Source organism: Pseudonocardia xinjiangensis (assembly GCF_050948425.1).
Classification (GTDB): Bacteria; Actinomycetota; Actinomycetes; order Mycobacteriales; family Pseudonocardiaceae; genus Pseudonocardia; species Pseudonocardia xinjiangensis.
The window spans coordinates 427,487-441,348 of sequence record NZ_CP192009.1 but is presented as its reverse complement, the minus strand read 5'-3'; the positions used below and the strand labels follow the sequence as shown (position 1 = coordinate 441,348).

Sequence of the window (13,862 nt, the reverse complement as noted above, 5' to 3'; positions counted from 1 at the left end):
CGGCACCGGACAGCGCACGGACTAGGCTGCCCGCCCGTGAACTGGTTCTTCTCAGGCCTGCTGATCGTGACCAGCGCGGGCATCGCGGCGTTCACCGGCTACCTGCTCCGGCGGCTCTTCACGACGGAACCGGGCACCCCTGACGTCACCCGGGAGGTCACCCCGTGACGGGCCCGGAGGCCGAGCTGCCCGGCCAGATCACCGGGCCTGCGAACGCAGCGCCCGACTCACCGCAGCGCAACCGGCCCCGTTTCGAGGACCTTCCGGTGCCGGACGACACCGCGAACCTCCGGGAGGGCCCCGACCTGCACGAGCAGTGCCTCGGCCTGCTCCCCCTGATCGGGGTGTGGCGCGGTGCGGGCGAGGTCGTCTACCCGACGATCGACGGCCCTTACGCCTACGGCCAGCAGATCGTGTTCGCCCACGACGGGCGTCCGTTCCTGTCCTACGAGTCCAGGGCGTGGCTGCTCGGTCCGGACGGCGAGGTGCTGCGGCCCGCGGCGCGGGAGACCGGCTTCTGGCGTCCTCAGCCCGACGGGGAGCTCGAGGTGCTCATCACCCACGCCACCGGGATCAGCGAGATCTTCTACGGCCGCGCCCGCAACCTGACGTCCTGGGAGATCGAGGCCGACGCGATAGTGCGCACGGCTTCCGCCAAGGAGGTGACGGCGTCGCATCGGCTGTACGGACTCGTCGAGGGCGGGGACCTGGCCTACGTCGACGAGCGGGCGATGGAGGGCCAGCCCCTGCAGCCCCACCTCTCGGCCCGGCTGAGCCGGATCGCCGGCTGAGCCCTAGTGGGCGGGGGAACCGGCGGCTGACGCGAGGATCGTGCGTACCTCCTCGACCGGGAGCTCGACGAGACGTGCGAGCTGCTCCGGGCGCAGACCGCTGGCGGCGAGCCGGTGCAGCACGTCCTGGAGCCGGCTGCGGCACGCCTCCAGCTCGGCGGTGGCACCGACCGCCCGTGCCGGATCGTCGAGCAGCACGGCGAGCAGCCGGTCGCGGACGTCGGCCTGCGCGGTGGACGGCTGTGCAGGCACCGCAGCGCTCGCCGCGGGCGGGTCGGAGCTCGGCGGGACCGCAGCCGGCGGGGTGGAGAGAGCAGCAGACCCGTTCCGCTCGGATGTGCCCGGAATCTGCTCCAGGCGACCATTTCGGACGGCCGCCGCCCGAACGGCGAACGCCTGCGCCACCGCCGCTGCCACTGTACGGCCGGACCCGGTGGAGTCGGCCGCGTTGGACCGGGAGCCCAGCCCGCTGCGCGACGCAGCGTCGAGTGAGCTGAGCAACGGCCGCACGGTGTGGTTGTTGCCGGCCGGGGTGGAGGGCGGCGCCGCGGGCGTGCCCGGTCCGGCGACCGGGTACGCCTCGCCGGGCGACCCGCCGGACGCCCCGCTGCCGGTGGTGGTGGCACTGCCGGTGGTGGCGGCGGAGTCCGGGTAGCCCTTCGGCGCCGCGTCCCCCCACCCGCGCACCGGAGCGTCCTGGTGGGCCGACGGCGCGGCGAGGCCGGTGGACCACTGGACCGCGGGCATCGCCGGGGGCGGCGGCGGGGCCAGGACGTGGTGGGGTTCCAGTCCGGTCCAGTCGCGCATGCCGCGATCCCGGAGGTGTGGGGCGGCGCCCACCGGGCGCCTGCGTCTCATTGCGAACACGATCAGGAGGACGAGAGCGAGGGCGACCACGACGCCCACACCCACCGGGACCAGCCCGTTCGTCGTCAGGGGCAGCTGCATGGATGCGGACCGTACGCGAATTCAGCTAACTGTGCGCAATCGAAATCAACCCGAACGTGACGGCGAGGCGGAGCGACCCGAGCGGTCGGAACCACCTCCGACACCTGGCCCGCGCTCACCGCGTCGACCGTCATTCACCTCGTCTGACGGCGCATTCTTCTGCTCGGAACGGCCCTGACCGGGGCCGGGCGGCGGGGCCGGCCTGCCCGCATCCGAGCCGCTCGGCGGCCTTACCGAATTCACCTTGACGGTTGAGTCCGGAGGGACCGGTTTCCGGGCGGATTTATCGCTGCCGGCACTCGGACCGGACTTGTCGGCGGGCCGCACGGTGGGCACGACCGTGGTGCGCTCGGCTGCCGGAGCGGGGCCGGAGCGGGCGGCGTGCGGCACCGCGCTGGTGCGCGGCTCGTCCTCGCGGCCCCCGGCGGGGGGACGGAACAGCTCGCTGGGCTCCGGTTCGGGTTCCGTGGTCGGACGCATCGATCCGGACTGCTCGCCCGCCGCCGCACCGACCGCCTGGTAGCCGCCGGAGGGCAGCCGGTGGGCGGCCGGCTTGCCGGATGACGAGGCAGAGCTGCGGTCGCCGGCGCGCGGGTCGCCTGCGACATGGGGAACGGCCCCGGTCGGATCGCCCGGCGGGACGATCTTCGACGGCGGGGGGAGGGTCTGGAGGATGTCGGCGCGGGCCGATCCGCCCGGCGCACCCCCGGACGAACCGGACGGAGAACGTGCGGGCGCGCCCTGGGCCGGACGAGCCGAGCCGCCCTGCGCTCCATCGGCGGCGGGGGCGCCGGGCCTCGGGCCGTGGCTGCCGGGACCGTCACCGCTGCGGGCGGCCTGCCCGCCCGAGGGTGCGGCCGCCCCGCGAGGGGCGCCGGCGGAAGGCGGTGCGGCAGGAGCGGACGCGGAGGACGCCGGGGGCTGCTGGGACGAGCCCGGTGCGGCGGTGTCCCGCGGCCGGCCGGCGGGCGGGGCACCGTCGCGGGGCGGCAGCGTGATGCGGGCGGTGGGCGCCGCGAGCATGCCCTCGAGCTGGCCGCGCATGCGCGTGAGCTCGGCGACGAGCGCGTCGCGCTGACGCACCAGGTCGGCGAGCTGGGCCCGGACCTTGTCCTCCTCGGCGCGGGCGGCGACCCTGGCCTTCTTGCGGATCTCCGCGGCCTCTTCCTCGGCGGCCTGCAGAATGCTCTGCATCCGGTCGGTGAAGTTCCCGATCATGTCGGGCGACTCGCCGTGCGGCATCGGGCCGCCGCCGGGCCGCGGACGTGGAGTGGGCCGGGGCCGCGCACCGGGCGGGGCCTGCCCCGGCGGACCGCCGGAGGGGGACGAGACGACCGGGAGCGGCTGGCTGCGCGCCAGCTCGAGATCGGCCCGCATCCTGGCGACCGCCCGCTGAAGACGAGCCACGTGCTCGTCGACCTGCCGGCGGTCGTATCCCCGGAGGACGACGTCGAACCGTGGGGCGCCGGACACGCCCGGGTCAGTCGTCATCGTCGGCCCCTCCCGAGCGTATGGTCACCCTGCATTTCGCCGAGGGTAGGTAGATCTTCGCGACCGAACCTGGTCGTTCACCCTGACGGAGCATACCGATAGGGGAGAGTTGACCCCGTCGGTGGCTCGTGGGCGGCCGCCGGACGGGCACCCGGACAGGGACCTCCCGACGGCCTACCATCGAACCGGTGGACACTCCGTCGATGCTCGATCCTGCTGGCGGATCATCGGCGCTGCGCCGGACGCTGCACCAACGGGGCCTACGGATGACCCCGCAGCGGCAGCTGGTCCTCGACGCCGTACGCACCCTCGGCCACGCCACCCCGGAGCAGATCTGCACCGAGGTGCAGCGGGCCGCACCTGCGGTCAACATCACCACGATCTACCGCACGCTGGACCTGATGGAGCGCATCGGACTCGTGCGCCACACCCATCTCGGACACGGCGCCCCCACCTACTCGGAGCAGGAACACCAGCACGTCCACCTGGTCTGCCATTCCTGTGGCACCGTCACCGAGGCCGCTAGCGACCTGATGGACGGTCTGACCCGCCGGCTGCGCAGCGACATCGGCTTCGAGCTCGACCCCTCCCACGTCGCCCTGTCCGGAATGTGCAGCACCTGCCGCGAGACCACGCCAGAGGAGCTGTCATGACCAGCACGGACCAGACGCTCCCCGGCGCCGACTCCGACCCGCAGGTGCCCGCCCACCGGGGTGACCCGCTGGCCGAGCAGCGGGCGATGGCACGCACCGCCGCCGTCGTCGACCGCGGGCACCGCAGCGTCATCGCCGTCACCGGTGAGGACCGGCTGAGCTGGCTGCACCTGCTGCTGAGCCAGCACGTCAGCGAGCTGCCGTCCGACACCGGCACCGAAGCACTCATCCTCGACATCAACGGCCGCGTGCTCCACCACATGGTGGTCGCCCACGCCCAGGACACCGTGTACCTCGACACGGAGCCCGGCGACGTCCCCGAGCTGCTCGGCTACCTGCAGAAGATGGTGTTCTGGTCGAAGGTCGAACCGCGGGACGCCACGGACGAGCTCGCGGTGCTGAGCATCGTCGGCCCGGCTACGGCGGACGTGCTCGCGAAGGCGGGCTGCGCGGTGCCCGCCGCACCGCACGGGGCGCTGGCCCTGCCCGACGGCGGGGTCGCGCGTCGGATGACGTGGCCGGGCACCGACGCCGTCGACCTGCTCGTCCCCCGGGAGGCGCAGGCCGCCTGGTGGGAGCGGCTGACGGCGGCCGGCGCACGTCCGGCGGGCACGATGGCCTTCGAGGCGATGCGCGTGGAGTCCCTGCGGCCCCGGCTGCACGTCGACACCGACGACCGCACCATCCCGCACGAGGTGGGCTGGATCGGCTCGGCCGTGCACCTGACGAAGGGCTGCTACCGCGGGCAGGAGACGGTCGCGCGGGTGGCCAACCTCGGCCGTCCCCCGCGCCGGCTGGTGCTGCTGCACCTCGACGGCGGCGACGAGCGCCTGCCGCTGCCGGGCGACCCGGTGCTGCGCGACGGCAGGCCCGTCGGCCGGGTCGGCACGGTGGCCCTGCACCACGAGCTGGGGCCGGTGGCGCTGGCGCTGCTCAAGCGGTCCGTGCCGGTGGACGCCGAGCTGGTGGCCGGCGCCGAGGACCGCGTGGCGCCCGCTGCGGTCGACCCGTCCTCGGTGCCGCCGGAGGACGACGCCCCTCCTCCCGGTCGCGCCGCCCAGATGCGGGGCGGGCTGCGCGGCTGAGCCCGCGCCGCTGCGTGCTCCGTCCCACAGTCCACATCACGGGACGGCGCTCCTGCCCTTCGGGATGACCACGTACGGTCGATCGCGTGCTGAGGGGCCCCGGGTATCGATGGGTGGTGCTCGCGGTGGGCACCGTGGCCCAGGCCGCCACAGCCGCCTACTTCCTCGGGCTCTCCGCCGTCACGCCGGCACTGCGTGACTACTTCGGGCTCGGGCTCGCCGCCGTCGGCACCCTGATCGGAGCGATCTCCGTCGGCCTCGTCCTCACGCTGATCGCCTGGGGCGGGGCGGCCGACCGGTTCGGCGAGCGCGGGGTGATGAGCGTCGGGCTGGTCGGAGCGGCCGCGGCGCTGGCCGGGACGGCGTTCGTCCACACCCCGCTCGCCGCAGGCGCCCTCCTGGTCCTCGCGGGCGCATCCGGCGCGAGCGTGAACGCGGCCAGCGGCCGGGCGGTGCTCACCTGGTTCCCGTCCGAACGCCGGGGGATGGCGATGGCCGTCCGCCAGACGTCCGTACCGGTCGGGGCGGCCCTCGCGGCCGCGGCCCTGCCGGCGATCGCCACCGCGGGCGGGATCCCGGCCGTGTTCCTGACGCTCGCCGCCACCTGCCTGCTCGCCGCGGCCGCGGTGGCGATCTGGGTTCGCGAGCCACCGGGCCGGCCCGCCCGCGGCACCCGGCCGGCCACCGGGGTCATGACCGTGCTGGCGGACCGGCGGCTGCTGCGGCTGAGCCTCGCGGGCCTGCTGCTGGTCGTCCCGCAGTTCCTCGGCTCGGTCTTCCTCGTCGAGGTGCTGCACGAGGGCGCGGGGCTCTCCCTCGGCCTGTCCAGCGGACTGCTCGCGCTCACCCAGGTGCTCGGCGCGCTGGGGCGGCTCGGGAACGGGTTCTGGTCCGACCGCGTGTCGAGCAGGCTCGGGCCCCTGCGGGTCGTCGCCGTCGCTGCGGCCGTCGGGTTCGCGCTGTCCGCGGCGCTCGAACCGGGGCCGGCACCCGTGCTCGCCGCCGTGCTGGTGCCCGCCGCCGCGGTGGCGATCAGCTGGAACGGCCTCGTCTTCACCGCGGCGGGCGAGCTCGCTCCACCCGACCGGGCCGCCACCGCGATGGCCGTGTCCAACACCGCCAACTACGTGGCCGCCGCGGTGGCTCCCCCGCTCGGCGGCCTCGTCGCCGAGGTCGCCGGCTGGCCCGCGATGCTGGGGATGGGGGCGGTGGCCGCGCTGGGGGCGTTCGCCGCGTTGATCAGGTTGGCCGAGCCGGTGGCCGGGCGCAGCGCCGGCACCTGACCTTCACGGCCTTCACCTGCGGACATCGGCGGATCCAGACGCCCCGCCTCCGACGCGCCCGAGCGGCAGAGAGCGTGTGAAGTCACACAACTGGTGCCACATCGCACACGACCCCATCCGCAAGGTACGGTGGTCACCAGGACATTGATGAGATGTGAATGGGGCCGCCGAGTTATCCGGCCGCCCCTTCCCTGTTGTAAGGGGGACCAGCCATGGGGCGCGGACGAGCCAAGGCCAAGCAGACGAAGGTGGCCCGAGAGCTCAAGTACAGCTCCCCCACCATGGATCTCGACGCGCTGCAGCGCGAGATCGGGAGTGGGACGGCACCCCGCAACGGTGTTGCCGAAGACGACTACGTCGACCCGTACGCTCCTCCGGAGGCGGACGACGAGGACGAGGCCCCGAGCCGTCGCTACAGGTGACGCCGGGGGCCCGGCAGGGCCTGCGGGTCACCTGCCTCGGGCCCTCGCGGGGTGACACAACGGCGCGACAGCTTCAGCACGGGCCGGCACCCACAAGTGCCGGCTCGTGTCACGTGGAGAGCGTCAGCTCGAAGGCGTAGCGGCTCGCACGGTAGATGTGCGAGCCGTACTCCACGCCTCGGCCGCTCGCGTCCCAGGCCGTGCGCGTCATCGTGAGCAACGGTGCACCCCTGACGTCCTCGAGCACGCTGGCCTCCGCCGCCGTGGCGACCCGCGCACCCACCACCTGCGTGGCCATTCGCGGCGCGTATCCCGCTGCCCGCAGCAGCTCGTAGAGCCCTCGCACTTCGAGGTCTTCGCGCCGCAGCGGCAGCACCTCCACCGGCACCGCGTTCTGCATGATCGCGAGCGGTTCGCCGTCCGCGAACCGCAGTCGCTCCATCCATGTGACCTGAGCGTTCTCGTCGAGGCCGAGCGCCTCCGCCACGTGGTCCGGCGCACGCCGCACCTCCAGCGTCCGGACCTGCGTGCCTGGCTTCTGCCCCGACTTCGCCAGGTCGTCGTAGAGGCTCGAGAGCTCCACCGGGCGGCGTACCTTCGGATGCACGATCTGCGTGCCGACCCCGCGCTTGCGGACGAGCACGCCCCGTTCCACGAGGTACTGCACGGCCCGGCGGATCGTCGGCCGCGACACTCCCAGCCGCTCGGCCAGCTCCACCTCGTTCTCCAGCCGCCCTCCGACCGGCAGCACGCCGCTCTCGATGAGCTGCTGCATCCGGCTCGCCACCTGGAAGTACAGGGGCACCGGGCTGGTGCGGTCCAACCCCACCTCCGGGACCAGGCCGGTCGGGCCCGAACGATCCACGGCGTACTCCTCCGTCGTTTATGTCAGGACAAAGTGTTGACAGGTTCCGGTCGTCAGAGTACATCTGTCGGAGTGTCCCGGGTCACTCCCGGAGCACGACCCGAACGGGAGGACAGCGATGACGCCGGGGGCCGACGCGGGGCACGCACCGCCGCACGCCGGGAGCGACCGCACGAGCGCCCTCGAGGTGCTCACGATGGGACGCATCGGGGTGGACATCTACCCGTTGCAGATCGGGGTGTCGCTGCGCGAGGTGCAGACGTTCGGCAAGTACCTCGGGGGCAGCGCGTCCAACGTCGCCGTCGCCGCCGCCCGCCACGGCAGGCGCAGCGCGGTGATCACCCGCACCGGAGGGGACCCGTTCGGCGAGTTCCTGCACGACGCGCTGCGCGGCTACGGCGTGGACGACCGGTACGTCACGGCGGTGCCCGGGCTGCCCACCCCCGTCACCTTCTGCGAGATATTCCCCCCCGACGACTTCCCGCTGTACTTCTACCGTCTCCCCAAGGCCCCCGACCTGGAGATCCACACCGGCGAGCTCGACATGGACGCGGTGCGCTCGGCCGACATCTTCTGGGTGACCGGCACGGGCCTGTCCCAGGAACCGAGCCGCGGCGCCACCCTCGCCGCGCTCCGCGAGCGCGCCAAGGGCGGCATCACGGTGCTCGACCTCGACTACCGGCCGATGTTCTGGTCCTCCCGTGAGGAGGCCCGCCGGTGGATGCAGGAGGCGCTGCCCCACGTGACGGTGGCGGTCGGCAACCTCGACGAGTGCGAGACCGCCGTCGGGGTCCGCGAGCCGCGCGCCGCAGCCCGGGCCCTGCACGACGCGGGCGGCGAACTGGCCGTGGTCAAGCAGGGACCCGCTGGGGTACTCGCCTCCGACGGCACCCAGGAGGTGCAGGTGCCGCCGGTGCCCGTCGAGGTGGTGAACGGGCTCGGTGCCGGCGACGCGTTCGGCGGGGCGCTGTGCCACGCGTTGCTGGCGGGGTGGGACCTCGAACGGGCGATGCGCTTCTGCAACACCGCGGGGGCCATCGTCGCGGGACGGCTCGCCTGTTCCGACGCCATGCCCACCACCGACGAGGTCGAGGCGAGGCTCGGGGAGGTCATCCGTGCGTGAGGAGCAGCTCCGCAACCTGATCGACAGCCGCGTGCGCAGGCCCCAGGCCGTGGCCGAAGCCGCGGCGCGGCGCCGCAGGCCCGGCTCCCTGCTCGCCGAGCACGGCAAGCTGATGATGATCGCCGCCGACCACCCGGCCAGGGGCGCACTGCGGGCCGGTGGCCGGCCGCTGGCCATGGCCGACCGCGCCGACCTGCTTGACCGGCTCTGTCTCGCGCTGTCCCGCCCCGGCGTGAACGGCGTGCTCGGCACCCCGGACGTGCTGGAGGACCTCCTGCTGCTCGGCGCCCTCGACGACAAGGTGGTGGTCGGCTCGATGAACCGGGGCGGCCTGGCCGGCACCAGCTTCGAGATCGACGACCGCTTCACCGCCTACGACGTGCCGAGCATCGCGGCGTCCGGCTTCGAGGGCGGCAAGATGCTGCTGCGGATCGACCCGGAGGACCCGGCGACGGCCACCACGCTGGAAGCGGGTGCGCGCGCGGTCGGCGAGCTGGCCCGCAACGGGCTGATGGCGATGGTCGAGCCGTTCATCTCCCACCGGGTGGACGGGCGCGTACGCAACGAGCTCACCGCCGAGGCCATGATCCGCGCGACGTGCGTGGCGGCGGGGCTGGGAGCCACCTCCGCCTACACGTGGCTGAAGGTGCCGATCGTCGAGGAGATGGAGCGGGCCATGGCCGCCACGACGCTGCCAGCGCTGATCCTGGGCGGCGAGGTGACCGACGACCAGGACGCCGCGTTCGCGAGCTGGAGCAAGGCGCTGGCCCTGCCCACGGTCCAGGGGCTGGTGATCGGCCGGTCCCTGCTGTACCCGCCGAACGACGACGTCGCCGCAGCCGTGGATGCGGCGGTGAGCCTGCTGTGACCGAGCTCGCGAGTGAGACGCCGACCGTGGGCCCGGTGGTCCGCAGGGGCGAGACGGCCGACGGCACGTTCTCCCTCGTCATCACCCCGGAGACCGCAGGCTGGGGATACAGCAGTCTGCGCGTGCTCGACCTGCCCGCGGGCGGGCGCGTCAGCTTCGACACCGGCGAGGACGAGATGGTGGTCCTCCCGCTGTCCGGTGCCTGCGCGGTGGAGTGCGACGGCGAGACCTTCGAGCTGGCCGGGCGCGAGAGCGTGTTCTCCCGGGTCACCGACTTCGCGTACGTCCCGCGCGATGCACGGGTCACGGTCTCGTCCGGGGCGGGCGGCCGGTTCGCCCTGCCGGCGGCCCGAGCCTCCCGCAGGCTGGCGGCCCGGTACGGCCCGGCCGACGGCGTGTCGGTCGAGCTGCGCGGAGCCGGGCAGGCCAGCAGGCAGGTCAACAACTTCTGCACCCCGGAGGCGTTCGACGCCGACAAGCTGATCGCCGTCGAGGTGCTGACCCCGGCGGCCAACTGGTCGTCCTACCCGCCGCACAAGCACGACGAGGAGCGCGAGGGTGAGGCGCGGCTGGAGGAGGTCTACTACTTCGAGGTCGCGCCGGGGCCCACCGGTGAGGGCATCGCCTACCAGCGCGTCTACTCCTCGGGGCCGGGACGCGAGATCGACGTGTGCACCGAGGTGCGCAGCGGCGACACCGTGCTCATCCCGCACGGCTGGCACGGGCCGTCGATGGCCGTGCCCGGCTACGACCTGTACTACCTCAACGTCATGGCCGGCCCGAGCCCGGACCGGGCCTGGCTGATCTGCGACGACCCGGCCCACGGCTGGGTCCGCGGCACGTGGGACGACCAGGAGATCGACCCCCGGCTGCCCCTGACGACCACGGAGGAGCGCTCATGACCGTCCGGCTGACCGTCGCCCAGGCGCTCGTCCGGTTCCTGGCCGCCCAGTACAGCGAGCGCGACGGGATCGAGCAGCGGCTGATCCCCGGCTGCTTCGGCATCTTCGGGCACGGCAACGTGGCCGGCGTCGCGCAGGCGCTGCTCGAGACCGCCGAGAGCGGCGACCTCCCCTACCACCTGGCGCGCAACGAGCAGGGCATGGTGCACGCCGCCGTCGGCTACTCGCGGATGCGCAACCGGCTCCAGGCGATGGCCTGCACGGCGTCGATCGGGCCGGGGTCCACCAACATGCTCACCGGAGCGGCGCTGGCCACCACCAACCGCATCCCGGTGCTGCTGCTGCCGTCGGACATCTTCGCCACCCGCGTGGCCAGCCCGGTGCTGCAGGAGCTGGAACAGCCCTCCGGCTACGACGTGTCGGTGAACGACGCGTTCCGGCCGCTGTCGCGCTTCTTCGACCGGGTCTGGCGCCCCGAGCAGCTCCCGTCGGCGCTGCTCGGAGCGATGCGGGTGCTCACCGACCCGGCGGAGACCGGCGCGGCGACGATCGCACTGCCGCAGGACGTGCAGGCCGAGGCGCACGACTGGCCCGACGAGCTGTTCGCGAAGCGCGTCTGGCACATCCCGCGTCCGGTGCCCGAACCTGCCGCACTGGCCCGCGCCGCGGCGATCATCTCCTCGGCCCGCCGTCCCCTGCTCGTGGCGGGCGGTGGGGTGCACTACAGCGAGGCGGGCGACGCGCTGCGCCGCTTCGCCGAGGCCACGGGCATCCCCGTCGCCGACACGCAGGCCGGCAAGGGGGCGCTGCTGTGGGAGCACCCGCAGGCCGTCGGCGGTGTGGGCTCCACCGGTTCCCCCGTGGCCAACGCGCTGGCCCGCGAGGCCGACGTCGTCATCGGGGTGGGCACCCGCTACAGCGACTTCACCACCGCGTCGCGCACGGCGTTCCAGAACCCGGACGTCCGCTTCGTCAACGTCAACATCGCGGCCTTCGACGCCGCGAAGCACGCCGGTTCGACCCTCGTGGCCGACGCGAGGGCTGCGCTGGACGCGCTCGTCGACGCGGTCGAGGGGTACCGCGTCGACGACGCCTACACCGCGGCGCACCGGGCCCACGCCACGGAGTGGAACCAGGTGGTGGACCAGGCCGTCCATCTGGGACACGCGCCGCTCCCGGCCCAGACCGAGGTGCTCGGCGCGCTCAACGAGGAGATGGACACGCGTGACGTCGTGGTGCAGGCGGCCGGTTCCATGCCGGGTGACCTGCAGATGCTCTGGCGGGCGCGCGACGCGAAGCAGTACCACGTCGAGTACGCCTACTCCTGCATGGGCTACGAGATCGCCGGCGCCCTCGGCGTGAAGATGGCCGCGCCTGATCGCGAGGTGTTCGCGCTGGTCGGCGACGGTTCCTACCTGATGATGTCCCAGGAGCTGGTCACCGCGGTGTCCGAGGGGATCAAGCTCAACGTCGTCATCGTGGAGAACCGCGGGTTCGCCTCGATCGGGGCGCTCTCGGAGTCGCTGGGTTCGCAGCGCTTCGGCACCGCCTACCGCTACCGCAACCCGGAGACCGGCCAGCTCGACGGCGACGTGCTCCCGGTCGACCTCGCCGCCAACGCCGCGAGTCTCGGCGCCGACGTCATCCGGGTCCGGACGATCGAGGAGTTCCGCGCCGCGCTGGCGCGGTCCCGCGCGTCCGACCGCACCACCGCCATCCACATCGAGACCGACCCGCTCGCGCCCGTCCCGTCGTCGGAGAGCTGGTGGGACGTGCCGGTGTCCGAGGTCGCCCAGCTGATGAGCACGAACCAGGCCCGCAAGACCTACGAGGCGCACAAGGCGGAGCAGCGGCCCCTGCTGCGGCCGTCCGGCGCGCCCGGCTCCGAGGAGGGATCGCCGTGAGGACCATCACCCACTGGATCGGTGGCAAGTCGGAGCCGGGTACCTCCACCCGCACCAGCCCGGTGTGGAACCCCGCCACCGGTGAGCAGCAGGCCGAGGTGGCGCTCGCGAACCAGGTGGACATCGGCTCGGCGGTCGCCACGGCTGCCGCCGCCTTCGAGACGTGGTCGCAGTCCTCGCTCTCGACGCGCACCAAGGTGCTCTTCGCGTTCCGCGAGCTGGTGAACCAGCGCACGCAGGACATCGCGGAGATCATCTCCGACGAGCACGGCAAGGTCGTCTCCGACGCCCGTGGCGAGGTGCAGCGCGGGCTGGAGGTCGTCGAGTTCGCCTGCGGCATCCCGACCCTGCTCAAGGGCGAGTACTCCGACCAGGTCTCGGGTGGGGTCGACGTCTTCTCGTTCCGGCAGCCGCTCGGGGTGTGCGCCGGGATCACCCCGTTCAACTTCCCGGCGATGGTGCCGATGTGGATGCATCCGGTGGCCATCGCCTGCGGCAACACCTTCGTGCTCAAGCCGAGCGAACGCGACCCGAGCGCGTCCATGCTGGTGGCGGAGCTGTGGGCCGAGGCCGGGCTGCCCGACGGCGTGTTCAACGTCGTGCACGGCGACAAGGAGGCGGTCGATGCGCTGCTGGACCACCCGGACGTCGCCGCGGTATCCTTCGTCGGCTCGACGCCCATCGCGCGCTACATCCACGAGCGCGGCTCCGCCAACGGCAAGCGGGTGCAGGCCCTCGGCGGCGCGAAGAACCACGCCGTCGTCCTCCCGGACGCTCCCCTGGACTACGCCTCCGACCACCTCGTCGCGGCCGCGTTCGGCTCGGCGGGCGAGCGCTGCATGGCGGTGTCGGCGGCCGTCGCCGTCGGTTCCGCCGCTGACGAGCTCGTCGCCGTGGTGAGCGAGAAGGCCCGCGCCGTGCAGGTCGGCCCCGGCCGTGACCCGGCCAGCGAGATGGGCCCCGTCGTCACCGCCGCCGCCCGTGACCGCATCGTCGGGCTCATCGGCAGCGGCGCCGACCAGGGCGCGACGCTCGCCGTCGACGGCCGCGGCCTGACCGTCCCGGGCTACGAGGACGGCTTCTTCGTGGGGCCCACCGTGATCGACAACGTCGGCCGGGACATGGACGTCTACCGCGAGGAGATCTTCGGACCGGTCCTCTCGGTGGTGCGCACCGACTCCGTGGACGAGGCGATCGCGCTGATCAACGCCAACCCGTACGGCAACGGCACCGCCATCTTCACCTCCAGCGGGGAGGCGGCGCGGCGGTTCCAGCGCGGGGTGAACGTGGGCATGATCGGCATCAACGTCCCGATCCCCGTGCCGATGGCGTACTACTCCTTCGGCGGCTGGAAGGACTCGCTCTTCGGGGACAAGCACGTCCACGGCCCGGAGGGCGTCTCGTTCTACACGCGGGCGAAGGTCGTCACCTCGCGCTGGCCGCAGGCCGAGCGGAGCGCAGGCGGAGCGAGCATCAACACCGCGCAGGCGAGCGGCGCGTCCTACCACTTCCCGACGGCGACCTGAT

At 73.3% G+C, this 13,862-nt stretch carries 14 protein-coding genes; 11 read left to right on the top strand and 3 right to left on the bottom strand.

From position 1 onward, the window contains the following. Positions 1-36: 36 nt before the first annotated feature. Together ACQPZA_RS02130 and ACQPZA_RS02125 are read left to right on the top strand one after the other, a co-directional pair. Positions 37-168, top strand: coding sequence for a hypothetical protein (locus ACQPZA_RS02130; protein WP_281359629.1), 132 nt, complete (start codon positions 37-39; stop codon positions 166-168). A 17-nt stretch (positions 169-185) separates the two neighbouring features. Continuing rightward, positions 186-791, top strand: coding sequence for an FABP family protein (locus ACQPZA_RS02125; protein WP_433282645.1), 606 nt, complete (start codon positions 186-188; stop codon positions 789-791). Positions 792-794: 3 nt separating this feature from the next. Here ACQPZA_RS02125 and ACQPZA_RS02120 read toward each other — a convergent pair whose 3' ends face one another. Both ACQPZA_RS02120 and ACQPZA_RS02115 read right to left on the bottom strand, forming a co-directional pair. After that, positions 795-1,739: a hypothetical protein gene (locus ACQPZA_RS02120; RefSeq protein WP_433277880.1), complete on the bottom strand. Its 945-nt coding sequence runs from the start codon at positions 1,737-1,739 to the stop codon at positions 795-797. A 45-nt stretch (positions 1,740-1,784) separates the two neighbouring features. Further along, positions 1,785-3,230, bottom strand: coding sequence for a hypothetical protein (locus ACQPZA_RS02115; protein ID WP_433277879.1), 1,446 nt, complete (start codon positions 3,228-3,230; stop codon positions 1,785-1,787). Positions 3,231-3,433: 203 nt separating this feature from the next. On the opposite strand from ACQPZA_RS02115, the gene ACQPZA_RS02110 reads away from it, so the two are divergent. From ACQPZA_RS02110 to ACQPZA_RS02095, 4 genes are all read left to right on the top strand, one after another. Continuing rightward, a complete protein-coding gene (locus tag ACQPZA_RS02110; RefSeq protein ID WP_433282643.1) occupies positions 3,434-3,883 on the top strand; it encodes a Fur family transcriptional regulator in 450 nt (149 codons plus the stop codon). Further along, complete coding sequence (locus ACQPZA_RS02105; protein WP_433277877.1) at positions 3,880-4,968, top strand: YgfZ/GcvT domain-containing protein; 1,089 nt, start codon at positions 3,880-3,882, stop codon at positions 4,966-4,968. The genes ACQPZA_RS02110 and ACQPZA_RS02105 overlap by 4 nt, the downstream gene beginning before the upstream one ends. Before the next feature lie 86 nt (positions 4,969-5,054). Next, entirely contained in the window at positions 5,055-6,251 is a 1,197-nt protein-coding gene (locus ACQPZA_RS02100) for an MFS transporter (protein WP_433277875.1), read from the top strand. Positions 6,252-6,463: 212 nt separating this feature from the next. Beyond that, a complete protein-coding gene (locus tag ACQPZA_RS02095; RefSeq protein ID WP_169394021.1) occupies positions 6,464-6,673 on the top strand; it encodes a DUF3073 domain-containing protein in 210 nt (69 codons plus the stop codon). 109 nt (positions 6,674-6,782) lie between these two features. On the opposite strand, the gene ACQPZA_RS02090 is transcribed toward ACQPZA_RS02095, so the two are convergent. Next, positions 6,783-7,538, bottom strand: a complete 756-nt coding sequence (locus ACQPZA_RS02090; protein WP_433277872.1) for a GntR family transcriptional regulator — start codon at positions 7,536-7,538, stop codon at positions 6,783-6,785. Positions 7,539-7,656: 118 nt separating this feature from the next. Between ACQPZA_RS02090 and iolC the strand changes: the two genes are divergently transcribed. From iolC to ACQPZA_RS02065, 5 genes are read left to right on the top strand one after another with little or no spacing between them, the layout of a single operon-like run. Next, positions 7,657-8,661: a 5-dehydro-2-deoxygluconokinase gene (iolC, locus tag ACQPZA_RS02085; RefSeq protein WP_433277870.1), complete on the top strand. Its 1,005-nt coding sequence runs from the start codon at positions 7,657-7,659 to the stop codon at positions 8,659-8,661. After that, positions 8,654-9,529: a Cgl0159 family (beta/alpha)8-fold protein gene (locus ACQPZA_RS02080; protein WP_433277869.1), complete on the top strand. Its 876-nt coding sequence runs from the start codon at positions 8,654-8,656 to the stop codon at positions 9,527-9,529. The genes iolC and ACQPZA_RS02080 overlap by 8 nt, the downstream gene beginning before the upstream one ends. Then, positions 9,526-10,431 carry a 5-deoxy-glucuronate isomerase gene (gene iolB / locus ACQPZA_RS02075; RefSeq protein ID WP_433277867.1) on the top strand — a complete coding sequence of 302 codons (906 nt, stop codon included), beginning with the start codon at positions 9,526-9,528 and terminating at the stop codon, positions 10,429-10,431. The genes ACQPZA_RS02080 and iolB overlap by 4 nt, the downstream gene beginning before the upstream one ends. Next, positions 10,428-12,335 (top strand): 3D-(3,5/4)-trihydroxycyclohexane-1,2-dione acylhydrolase (decyclizing), encoded by a 1,908-nt coding sequence (iolD, locus tag ACQPZA_RS02070; protein WP_433277865.1) that lies wholly within the window; start codon positions 10,428-10,430, stop codon positions 12,333-12,335. The genes iolB and iolD overlap by 4 nt, the downstream gene beginning before the upstream one ends. Beyond that, positions 12,332-13,861, top strand: coding sequence for a CoA-acylating methylmalonate-semialdehyde dehydrogenase (locus ACQPZA_RS02065; protein WP_433277863.1), 1,530 nt, complete (start codon positions 12,332-12,334; stop codon positions 13,859-13,861). Before iolD ends, ACQPZA_RS02065 begins: the two co-directional genes overlap by 4 nt. Position 13,862: the final 1 nt, after the last annotated feature.